Source organism: Adonisia turfae CCMR0081, assembly GCF_011009555.1.
Taxonomy (GTDB): domain Bacteria; phylum Cyanobacteriota; class Cyanobacteriia; order Phormidesmidales; family Phormidesmidaceae; genus Leptothoe; species Leptothoe turfae.
Window position 1 is genome coordinate 951814 of the sequence record NZ_QXHD01000004.1, and the last position, 11876, is coordinate 963689.

At 45.3% G+C, this 11876-nt stretch carries 8 protein-coding genes; 5 read left to right on the forward strand and 3 right to left on the reverse strand.

Features of this window, described 5'->3' with window-relative positions:
* Window positions 1–3: 3 nt before the first annotated feature.
* On the reverse strand, window positions 4–2424 hold the full coding sequence (locus DXZ20_RS08335) for a CHASE2 domain-containing protein (RefSeq protein WP_163662623.1): 2421 nt from the start codon (window positions 2422–2424) through the stop codon (window positions 4–6).
* An 853-nt stretch (window positions 2425–3277) separates the two neighbouring features.
* On the opposite strand from DXZ20_RS08335, the gene DXZ20_RS08340 reads away from it, so the two are divergent.
* A complete protein-coding gene (locus DXZ20_RS08340; protein ID WP_006516329.1) occupies window positions 3278–3796 on the forward strand; it encodes a LabA-like NYN domain-containing protein in 519 nt (172 codons plus the stop codon).
* 3 nt (window positions 3797–3799) lie between these two features.
* Here DXZ20_RS08340 and DXZ20_RS08345 read toward each other — a convergent pair whose 3' ends face one another.
* Together DXZ20_RS08345 and DXZ20_RS08350 are read right to left on the reverse strand one after the other, a co-directional pair.
* On the reverse strand, window positions 3800–4783 hold the full coding sequence (locus DXZ20_RS08345; RefSeq protein WP_163697578.1) for a glutathione S-transferase family protein: 984 nt from the start codon (window positions 4781–4783) through the stop codon (window positions 3800–3802).
* Window positions 4784–4854: 71 nt separating this feature from the next.
* Window positions 4855–5607, reverse strand: a complete 753-nt coding sequence (locus DXZ20_RS08350; protein ID WP_163662618.1) for a 5-formyltetrahydrofolate cyclo-ligase — start codon at window positions 5605–5607, stop codon at window positions 4855–4857.
* Window positions 5608–5885: 278 nt separating this feature from the next.
* Between DXZ20_RS08350 and DXZ20_RS08355 the strand changes: the two genes are divergently transcribed.
* The 4 genes from DXZ20_RS08355 (at window position 5886) to DXZ20_RS08370 (ending at window position 11801) form a co-directional block, all read left to right on the forward strand.
* The gene (locus tag DXZ20_RS08355) at window positions 5886–7841 is read left to right on the forward strand and encodes a tetratricopeptide repeat protein (RefSeq protein WP_163697580.1); all 1956 of its coding nucleotides are present in this window, start codon (window positions 5886–5888) and stop codon (window positions 7839–7841) included.
* Between the two features lie 593 nt (window positions 7842–8434).
* Window positions 8435–9652 carry a glycoside hydrolase family 10-like protein gene (locus DXZ20_RS08360; protein ID WP_163662613.1) on the forward strand — a complete coding sequence of 406 codons (1218 nt, stop codon included), beginning with the start codon at window positions 8435–8437 and terminating at the stop codon, window positions 9650–9652.
* Window positions 9653–9769: 117 nt separating this feature from the next.
* On the forward strand, window positions 9770–10966 hold the full coding sequence (locus DXZ20_RS08365) for an NAD(P)/FAD-dependent oxidoreductase (protein WP_163662610.1): 1197 nt from the start codon (window positions 9770–9772) through the stop codon (window positions 10964–10966).
* 157 nt (window positions 10967–11123) lie between these two features.
* The gene (locus DXZ20_RS08370) at window positions 11124–11801 is read left to right on the forward strand and encodes an HAD-IA family hydrolase (RefSeq protein WP_163697582.1); all 678 of its coding nucleotides are present in this window, start codon (window positions 11124–11126) and stop codon (window positions 11799–11801) included.
* The last annotated feature ends 75 nt before the right edge of the window (window positions 11802–11876 follow it).

Genomic DNA, 11876 nt, shown 5'->3' on the forward strand with positions numbered 1-11876 from the left:
AAATTAACCAACATCTAACTCATCCTGCTTATCCAGCACCGTAGTTGCATTGGGTAGCTTATAGTTTTGGTTCCAATCAGTTGGCAAAATGACCGTAGATAGCTTAGCTTCTTCGTCATCTTCAGGAAGACTTTGAGCAGGAATTTCTTTCTCAGGGGCTGCTTCTGATAAAAACTCTAGCTTTAATTTTCGGATATCCTTAAGAACAGCTTGAGCTGTTGCGTATCTTTGGTTAAAGTCATATCGCACCATCTTATCGATAACGTTAGCCAGACCAGGATCTAAGCCTGGGACTTTATCGGTCCAGATAATTTCTCCGTGAGAATCGCGCTGAAGTGCATGGGGGGGTAACCCTGTGAGGGCCTCTATCGTTGTTACTCCCAGAGCATAGAGATCGCTACTAAAATTTGGTAAACCAGCCGATTGTTCGCTGGGCATATAGCCTTGAGTACCAATGCCAACAGTTGAAGTGATGCGAGCATTGGTATCCGTGAGACGATTAGAAATTTGTTTGACAGCGCCAAAATCAATTAGAACATACCGCTGATCGTTATTACGAGAGATGATATTGGATGGTTTGATGTCACGATGAATAACGCCCTGGGCATGGACTGTTTGAATAACTGGCAATAAATCCAGTAAAAACTGGGCGGCTGAGCGCTGTGACATTGGCCGCTGTGGATTGAGCTTATCTTTGAGTAATGTCCCTTCAATCATTTCTTGAACTAGATAGAAGGAATAATTAGATTCAAAATACGCTAACAGGCGTGGGATTTGATCGTGTTCACCTAACCTTTCTAAGGTGGTAGCTTCTGATGCAAACAAACGTTGGGCTAGTTGGTGAGCTCTGGGATTATCACTAACAATTTTTAGTTGTTTGACGACGCAGATAGGATTGCCAGGACGCTGCATATCTTTTGCAAGATATGTGTCGCCAAATCCACCTGAACCCAAAATCTTACTGATGCGATAACGTTCGCTTAAGAGAGTGCCAATTATCTCACTCTCATGGGCCGCCAGCAAATCTTTAAAGTCATCTTGTTGACTAATAATTTCTTGAACAATAGGGGACGTTACATAACGTGCCAAGGTGCTACGTAATGTCTTTTTCTGTAGCTGCTCACTAAAGAAGCCAATGGCAAAGTCAGCCATGGCAAATCCCAATACACTTAAAATTGGCATGGCAATGGGAACAAAAATGCCTCCTGTCGTAAAGACAACAAAACTTACGAGTCCCCAAGCCAAGCCCGATGCAGTAGCTCCCACCAGTCGGCGAAATGGTGTTCGAGATGAGATTCTACCAATGACTATGGCCATTCCTCCTAACCAGCCAGCCACAATTAAAGCACTGGGTAGGGGGCTTTGCACCAGAGAATATAGTGCCAGGTCATCTCTGAGCGTTGCAACAGTGTTGGCTAAGATTTCCACCCCAGCCATAGGCGTAGAATGTAACCAACTTTTAGAAAAAGGAGCTGCATGAAAGTCTTGATGTAGTGAAGCTGTAGAGCCTACGAGAACAATTTTGTCCTCAAAAAAACGACCATTATCCAACTGAGATTTCCACAGCTCGTCATCTAACAGATACCAAAAAGGAATATGTTGGAAGGTTTTTGCCGGACCATGAAAGAAAATGTGATCGCCACTACTGTTGGTATAGTCAACTTGAGATGCCTTTAAGGTAGCTTCGGCAAAGCTTAAAACTGAAGGGTCTGAGCTACTTTCTAGAACTAAATCTTCACCTAAGAGTTCTGCTTCGACGACCTGAAGTGTTTTAAGAAATTCACGGCTGAGACGATGAATCTTGCCGTTAGGTTCCAAGATAAAGTTAATTGCACCAACTTGAACTGGCATTTCTCGAAAGTCTGGCAAGGGTAACGTTGGTTGTAGTAATGAGCCTTGCCGCAGATCGATATCACCATACTCTGCAGCCAACACTACCTGTGACCCCTTATCAGCTAGAACTTCAGCAAAGGCTTTGTCATCTTCAGGACCATAGCTGCTGGGTAATGCGAAGACAATATCTAAAGCAATAGATTTTGCGCCAGCGTTTAAAATTTTGTCTATTGCTGAAGCATAGGTCGCCCGTGGCCACGGCCATGAACCTATGGCTGCTAATTCTGGATATGCTTCAGGCTGATCTAAAAAATGTTGCCCTTGGGATAAAGATTCTTCATCTATAGCTAAGATAATGATGTCATCTGGGGCTGCGATCTCACCTCGTAATTCCCACATCAATGCCTGCCCCTGATGCTCTAATGAACGAACAAATCCAGGACTTAGCCCAGTCACTAGTGCAGTTGTCCCAATCAATAGGCCATTTATGCAAGCACGCCATCGCTGTGCAAAATTGATGGTAGGTATAAATTGACGCAGACGATCCTGAGATGTCAGCGTAGCTGTGATATCTGCCCCATCTTGTTTCATTCGTATAAATGTGGGTATTTAGACACGGTACAAATCAAAGCAGTAGATGATGCAACCTGAATGAAACTAGGGACTACCTTTAGAGGTAGTTCAATCTGAATAATTTCAGTATTTATAAATCATGGTGTATAAAATTACATAAACTGTGGGATAGTATTACGGTCATCGAACAATCTAGAACCATAATAGCTTGAAGCTATTGCTAGTAGTCTATTCTGACTGAGAGTACTAGCGATTTTTCTTGTACTGACGTGAATGTTTTAAAGGGTAGGTCTGTGTCACTAGTAGGATTTGCTGAAAGTTAGAGGAATTCTGGGTTGCCCCGCATGATAGTCAAATCTGCCTTATAGTAGTAACTTGACCCTTTAAAACGAGGTTAAAGATTTAGCTCAAGCCATGACTTATCTAAGTATTAGAGCGTTTTTAGATGATTGTCATTGTTTGCCGTAAATAGTTCCATACAGCGATGATTATTTATGTGCTGAAATTGCGCATTCTAATTGAAAAGGTATGGATATAAAGCTCTATGAATTTTTATAAGTGTTCTACATATGAGGCAAGTAAAAAACGTCTAGTCAATTAAAGTTGCATCAATCAAGTCCATCTACAGTTTTGATTATTTATATATCGTCACCTTCAAGCTCTACATAAGTTGGTTTTAATTACCTACTATTGGGCTATATTCTGTATCTTTCCTGACGTTAAGGCTTACGTACAGATCACGGACAGTTGAGTCCAACCGTATAGTTGCTTTTCTATATTTGTTTCTGGACTATTACTAAGTGGTTGAGCCGACTATTTACCTTCGGTTATAGCTATTTAGTTTCCAGTTATTGTTATTGTTTTTACTTCTATGCATACGCAACCGTTAAGTCGACTTTCTATATTTGTAGATGGCAATAATATGTTTTATGCCCAGCAGAAGAATGGCTGGTTTTTTGACCCTAAGCGTGTCCTTGAGTACTTTACCCATGAAACAGTTCCGTCTACGTTAATCAATGCTTTTTGGTATACAGGTCTCAAAGATCCTCAAGACCAGCGTGGCTTTCGTGATGCCCTCATTAGTCTTGGCTACACGGTGCGTACAAAAATCTTGAAAGAATATTATGACGATAATTCTGGGCGTTATTCCCAAAAAGCTAATCTAGATATTGAAATCGTCGTTGACATGTTCAATACAGCGGCTCAATATGATCGAGTTGTTTTGTTCAGTGGCGATGGTGATTTTGAGCGGGCGATTGAATTGCTGCGCTCTAAAAATACTCACATTACGGTAGTGTCGACTGAAGGTATGATTGCTCGAGAATTACGTAATGCAACCGATCGCTACATTGATCTAAATTCAGTCAGACGCTACATCGAGAAGGATTAGGTGCTAATTCCCTCGTCCATGGGGAGCGTTCAAGTTTTCTAAGTCTGGTCCTAGGGGGATGATGCCCCCTGGGTTTAGAGGAAATAGATTGCCGAAGTAGTCTCGTTTAATGGCGTTGATATCGCATGTGGCAGCGATGTCAGGAAGTTGGTAAATATCCCGTACATAACCGCTGAGATGTTCATACTCGGCGATACGATGGCGATTGCATTTAAATAGACAATAGTAGGCAATATCAAAGCGAATTAAGGTAGTGAACAAGCGCACGTCAGCTAGCGTTAACTGATGACCGCAGAGATAGCGCTGATGGGCTAGAGTTTGGTCAATAGTATCTAAGGTATCAAATAATTCATTGCAGGCGCTTGCATAAGCGGTTTGGGTTTGCGCAAAGCCGCAACGATAAACTCCATTATTGACTGTGTTGTAAATGCGAGTATTCCATTGGTCAATGTCTGTTTTGAGCTTGTCAGGATATAAATCGAGGTCAGGCTGGGTTGACCAAGCGTTAAAAGCACTATTCAAGATTTCAATAATCTCGGCACTTTCGTTATTAACAAGGGTGCTTGTATGGCTATCCCATAGGGCTGGTACGGTAGCACGTCCCTGATAACCTGCCTTAACTTTGGCGTAAAACTGTGGCAGGGTGCGGCAGCCTAAAGAGTCTGTTTGGCTGGGCTGTTCAAATATCCAACAGCCTTCATTACCGGAGGGAGAGACCACTGTAATCGGAATAGCGGTTTCTAACCCTTTAAGGGCGCGAACAATTAGAGTTCGATGGGCCCAAGGACACCCCATACCCACAATGAGGCGATAACGTTGTGCTTCAGGTGGAAAGTGTTCAGATGGAATGCGATCGCAAAACTCACTTTTAGGTCGCTGATAGGCCCCTCCTTGATCGCTCGGGGCCATTTGGGACATCATAGTGCGCCAAAGTGTGGTCCAGATCGTTTTGGCAGTACGGATCAACAGGCTGGGGGGGAGAGCCATGGGAAGAAGAGAGTCTACAGAAGGTGAGTAGGTGCAGGTGAGCACCACCCACCCTATTTATAGCTCGGTGTTTAATCGAGTTGTTTCGACCAGGCTTGCAAAATCGGAATGCTGGCAATCTGATCCCGTTGAATTGTATCCCAATCTAGACCCTGGGGCTTAGGATAATGATTCTCGGTCGTGAAACACTGCGTAGGCGTCACAATCAAATCAAGGCTCCAATCATGGGCTTGCATCGGCAGGTCTGCGGCATTGACCAGTTGTAAATCATGGACGGTGGTGGCAATGGGGGTTTCCTCTGAAATGAGTTGGCACTGCCGCAGCATGGCTAATTCCAAATCGGCAAATCCTGCGCCTTTACCTGTACGGCCGCCGTTCATGGCTACAGCTACACAGCCTACTACCACCAAATCAATGGGCTGCATTTCGACAAAGGACACTAATTGCCCATGGGCCATGGCTCCTCCCATAGAAGCCGCTGCCTTCAGGGGAACTCCTTTTGCTGCAAGGGCAGCTGCTGTGAGTTCAACAAAACACTTTTTGCGAGATAGTCGAGGGACTGCCATATAAAGGATTTTGCCATCAGCTAATGCCCTGAGTCTGACAGCTGTATGGGGAGAGTCAGGATTGCATTTAATCACATGAGCCTGTTGCCATAGGTCCGTGTTGGCCAGATTGTCAGCGGCAATGCCAGCTCCAATAAAGTTGGGAATGTGACCTACCGGATCGCGACGAGTCGCCTTGTGAATTTTGAGTGTGGCCCAGATGTGTTGCCGCAGTGTATCTTTGCCGGTGTGGCGACCGGACCAAGTTGAGGTAGACATGGCAACGGGAGGAGAGGAGAAAGACAATAAAAGTTGACGTGCTGATACCTGATTCAACATTAAGCTTATTCAACATTAAGTCAGGCTTCAACTCTGAATGTGGCTCAGCAATGGCTGAAGTTTCTAGAACGTTTCGTTTCCTGTAGAGGGCCTGGCGTGAGCAATTCCCTGCAACCTACAACTTCAAACTCGTTCACGCCTTACTAAATGTTTTCTAAATCTTTTGGATAACTGGGATAGCTTGACTCTAATGTGGATGAATCTACTGGGGATTCCCGATGGCGAAGAAAGCAAAGAAGAAAAAGAAACAGACCGTACTCAGCCGTGGTTTTGGCAGTCAATCATTAACAACCGAATTAGCCCATGTAGAGGCTTTACTTCGTCGAGAACAGTGGCTAGAAGCTCATTCTCTTCTTATCCGTCTGAAAGCTTCCCATCCTAATAATTTGGATATATTAGCCTATTTGTTAGAGGTGCATTACGAGTTAGGGCATCTGCTACAGTACCAGGCCACCTGCGAAGACTTTTTAGCCATTAAGCCCAACGATGCACGGGTCAATTTTTTGCTGGGTTATGCTTATGTTCTCAATTACTACCCGCTATTGGGGATAAAGCAATATCGATATGCCATTGAGCGTTGGCCTGATCATCCAGGTAGCGTCGAGGGTAAAGAACATTTAGCCATGATTGAACCCAATTTATCAGAGGTTTTAGACTCTATGGGGCTAAAAAATCCCGATGACTGGGAAGTGGGTCTACTTTACGAGCAAGCTCGGGCATATACGGAAACAGGACAAGCGGCCAAAGCGATTACATCGGCAACGTCTCTGATTGAAAAACGCACTGATTTTTTGGCTGGGTACAACATTTTGGCGTTAGCCTACCTGGCTAATGATCAGTATGAGGATGCGATCGCAACGCTACAATCTCAATTAAAACAACACCCAGACAGCATTCTTTTACGAGCTAATCTAATCAGATTTCTCTCCTTGCGGGGAAACTTTACCGAAGCTGAAACCCATAAGTCCCAACTGTTGGCTAATTCCAGCACCGATCTGGATGATCTGACCCGTAAAGCCGAGGCTTTAGCCTATCTAGATGATATGGCGGCCATCGTAGATTTATTAGCGACCGTTCCCCCAGATTTAGAAAAAGACAATCGACCCTTGGTCTCAGGTCTATTTCACCATTTGGCAGCCGTGGCGCTTGTCTGTCAAGGGGATGTCAAAGCTGCTAGAAAACAGTGGAACCTGGCACTAGAACTATATCCAGACTTAGCGGTAGCTAAGGAAAACTTGGATGACCTTGATATGACATCTACCTTTAAGGAGGGGCCCTGGCCGTTTGAACTCAACAGTTGGGTAGAGAATGGGGCCTATCAAGACCTGCGTCAGGTGGCCATTGCCATGACTCCGGAGCGTACGCCCCAGCCCGCTCTAATAGCGACCGTTGAGACGCTATTAACAGATTATCCATTTATTAGTGAGCTAGTGCCAGTCTGGCTTAAGCGAGGGAGTCCAAGGGCACGGATGTTAGCCATGATCATTGCCAAGAGTTGCCCCAATGAAGCCCATGTTGCAGCTGTTAATGAATTTGTTGCTGGCACTGACGGTAGTGAGTCCCAGAGATATCACATGGCATCCTATTTTGCACAACGGCACCAGCTGACAGTACCAAAAATCTGGCTCTATGGTGAATGGCACAGAAATCCGCTACTGGCGACTTATGAGATTGTGCCTGATCCGGTTGTTCTCCAGTCACCTGAGGCCGAGCAATTATTGCATAAGGCGTTGAAGAAGATCGCGCTGGAGTCTGCTAAGGCAGCAGAAACGGCTGAGGTGTATTTGAAACAAGCCTTAGAAATAGAGCCTAACAATCCTGTATTACTCAATAATCTGGCACTAGCCTATTCTCATCAAGAACGGTTAATCGAGTCGCGTCAGGTGACTCAGCAGATTGTTGATGAGTATCCTGAGGATATTGATAGTCGCGTTGCGATCGCACAAATCTATCTTGAAGAAACAAACTTGGATGCAGCTGAAGCGGTTTTGAATGAAGTGCTGCGATGCTCTTGTTTGACCGAAGATGCGCTAGTTAGCCTGCTGCTAACCCGAAGTCGTTTACTGATGTTGCAAGGAAAAGAAGACATGGCTCGTCTTTGGTTCCAAGAAGTGTTGCCCATGGTGAAAGAGCATCCACTGCTACGCCAGTTGGGGTTTGGGGCACGCAAATGATATGGGTAGTTGTTTTTCTCTCAAACACCTCGATCAATCTCAAAGAGATAGATGCCACAATGGATACACCATTTTTAACAAGGTCTATTTGAGAGAAAAACAACTGCTCGTTTGAGGCAAAATAACAACAATTTAAGATGGTCATAGAACAGTCTCACACTTTGTGTGAGACTGTTCTATGATTTTTTGATATGGATTTAGGATACGAAATCCTGACTGATAGCGTTCAGTATCACAGGGCATCCACCAGGGAGTAACCCCTACAGGATTGTCCATTGTTAATCGAGTTTAATGAATTCGGATTTGGTATGAGACATAGTTGGACCTGGCTGCTTGTGATTATATGAGTTTTCCTTTGAACGATATCTTCTATGGCTAGGATTGTATTTTGCCTGGGCTAGGTGGTCTTCTTACCCAAAACTTGAAATTTCAGTGTCGCAATAGCTGTAGAATTTTCATGCTGACGACTTTTAGGATGTTCTGAAACAAGTGGCAGGTTCATGAATAACTAAAAGTATATCGGCTATATCCATGGGTACAAGCCGCCCTATGGAATAGTAAAAGCCCTCTCTTTGGATGCTGCCTGAAAGATTATGGACTCATGCACCTGGCGCTGGAAGCCGCTGTCAATTCTACTCTTTGGACTATCGTTTTTCGCTGCTATTACTCTGCAATTATTAACTCCGGCAATGGCGTTAGTCAGGCCTGTGCCCCAAGAAATTCGTGGTGTATGGCTTACCACCAACGATACGGATGTGTTGATCGATCGCCCAAAGCTCCACAGGGCCATTGATGAACTAGCCGAGTTTAATTTCAATACTCTTTATCCTGTTGTTTGGAATGGCGGCTATACTTTCTTTGATAGTGGTACAGCCCGACGGGAAGGCATTCAGCATTTTGTGCGGCGTGGCATCCAGGATTACGACATTCTGGCGGAGCTGACAACTGAGGCCCATGCTCAAGGGATGTCAGTCATCCCCTGGTTTGAATTTGGCTTTATGGCTCCAGCTACTTCCGAACTGGCTACGTTGCATAGCAGCTGGTTAACCCAAAAACAAGATGGGAGTCGAGTAGATATGAGCCGCGAGGGTGGCGATATGGTTTGGCTCAATCCATTTAGACCTGAGGTGCAGCAGTTTATTACTAACATGCTGTTGGAGCTGATCAGTCGTTACGACGTTGATGGTGTTCAGTTTGATGACCACTTTATTTTGCCGGTAAATTTTGGCTATGACAGCTATACCCGTGCTTTATATAAAGAGGAAACGGATAGAGATGTGCCTAATGATCCCCATAACCCCCACTGGGTGAAATGGCGCGCCGACAAGCTAACAGAGTTTGTCAAAACGCTGAATGCAGATCTTAAAGCTCGACGCCGCAATATTGTTTTCTCAGTTGCTCCAAATCCCTACGACTTTGCTTATAAGGGGCAGCTCCAGGATTGGCTTACCTGGGTGCGCCAGGGGGTAGTAGATGAGCTGATTGTGCAAATCTATCGCAACAACTTAGGCGTTTTTCGCCAACACCTCTATACCCCATCTATGCGTGAAGCTCAGCGCACTATTCCCACAGCGGCAGGTATTCTGACTGGACTGCGTAACTCTCCTGTCCCAATTAGCTTGATTGAGGCTAAAGCCCAGTCTGCTCGTTCTGCTGGGATGGGTATGGCTTTCTTCTTTTACGAAAGTCTTTGGGAGGATGCGCCTGAGCCGGCTGATACCCGTCAGGCTAGTTTCAGGGATTTGTTTGCCACACCCATGCAGCGGGCAGAGTATAGCGCAGAGGTGCCTGCTGGTGCTTTGAGTGAGTAAGGGTAATGGGGTTTGAGTTTTGAATAGATTCGCATTTGGTGTTAAAACTCAAACTCGCTAATTTTGCTAGCCACGTTATCCTAATAACCGATAACCCACACTATTAGTGATAGCTCAATGGCAGTATCAAACCAACGTGTTGTGATTTTGGGTGGAGGGTTTGGTGGTCTCTACACCGCTTTGGCCCTGAGTAAGTTGCCATGGGACAAAGCGATCAAGCCAGAAATCACGTTAGTTGATCAGCGCGATCGCTTCTTGTTTGCTCCCTTACTGTATGAGCTGGTGACCGATGAACTCCAGACTTGGGAAATTGCGCCACCCTATGCCGAACTCTTAGCAGGAACAGGAATTAAGTTTCATCAGAGTGGTGTTTCTGGCATTGATGCTGTCGCAAATTCGGTGTGTTTGCAGGATGATGCGGTACTGCCTTACGACTATCTAGTCTTGGCTCTGGGGGGTGAAACTCCCATGGACATGGCTCCAGGGGTAAAAGAATATGCGATAGCATTTCGCACCCTCAGCGATGCCTATGCCCTCAAAGAACGGTTACGTGAACTAGAAGCCTCTGACGCCGATCAGATTCGTGTGGCGGTTGTAGGCGGTGGTTACAGTGGTGTCGAACTCGTCTGCAAATTGGCGGAACGCCTTGGTGAGAGAGGTCGACTGCGCATTGTCGAACGGGGTACCGCTATTCTGCAAAATTCTCCAGAATTCAATCAGAAAGCGGCTCAAGATGCTCTGACCGATAAGGGTATCTGGATCGATTATGAAACGACGGTAACTGAAATTGATGTAGATACTATTTCTTTAAAGTATAAAGATCAGGTGGATGTTCTGCCGGTAGACTTGGTGCTTTGGACCGTGGGCAATCAGGTCAATCCTTTAATAGCCAGCTTGCCTTTTGATAAAAATGAACACCAGCAGCTCAAAATTCAGCCTACGTTACAGTTGCTTAACCAGGGACATATTTTTGCCTTGGGTGATTTAGCAGACGGCCAAGATGCTGATGGTAATAAGGTGCCGACAACGGCCCAGGCCGCCTTACAACAGGCTGATTACACCGCATGGAATATCTGGGCGGCCTTAACTGGGCGACCCCCTCTCCCGTTTCGATACCAGCATCTTGGCGAAATGATGACCCTTGGTAGCGATACTGCAACACTGACCGGGCTAGGGCTCAAACTCGATGGTACAGCTGCTCACATTGTTCGTCGTTTAACCTATTTGTATCGCATGCCTACGTTTGAGCATCAGCTCCGAGTAGGGCTGAATTGGATTAGTCAACCTTTACGAGAATTGTTGTCAGCGTCATAAGGTTTGTCTTAGTTTTGGGGGGTGATTGTTGAATTTTTAGGGTTGAGTTGTCTACCAACGACGGTGTTGGATTCTTGGCAAAGCATGTCCCCCCAATCATTCAAATTCAAAACTCAAAATTCCTTGAAAGTTTTTCTGTAGTGCCCCGTCTTACCCCATGACCATACCTAAAGTCATTTTTCTTGATGCCGTCGGCACCCTCTTTGGAGTCAAAGGTAGTGTGGGGGAGGTGTATCAGACCCTAGCTCAGCAAGCGGGGGTGCAAGCTTCAGCCCATGAACTGGACAAAGCATTTTATCGAAGCTTTGCTGTTGCAAATGCCATGGCATTTCCTGGTGTCCCTGACGTTGAGATTCCCCATCAGGAGTATTTGTGGTGGTTAGCGATCGCAAAAGATACATTCCAACGAGCAGGCGTTTTCCAGGAATTTTCTGATTTTGAAGTTTTCTTTGAAGGTCTGTATCAACATTTTGCTACGGCTGCACCCTGGATGGTGTATCAAGACACGGTGAATTCTTTAAAGCGTTGGCAACGTAAGGGGATATCCTTAGGTATTATTTCTAACTTTGATTCCCGTATTTATGCGGTGCTCGATGCTCTAAATCTGAAGCAATATTTTCAGACGATTACTATCTCCACTGAAGCAGGGGCTGCTAAGCCTGACGCTTTGATTTTTAAGACGGCATTGCAAAAGCATGACTGTAACCCTCAGGACGCATGGCACGTTGGTGACAGTCGAAAAGATGACATTAAGGGGGCTCAATCCGCAGGATTACGTGGGATCTGGTTAAAAAGACCTAGTCAGAACCAAATACAGTCCCCCATTGTGGCCTAGAAGCCGTCCCACTGGCATTAACGTCCTAAGTTTACTATGATCCAGCAGGTTAGTGTGCCAAAGGGGTAGCTTGCT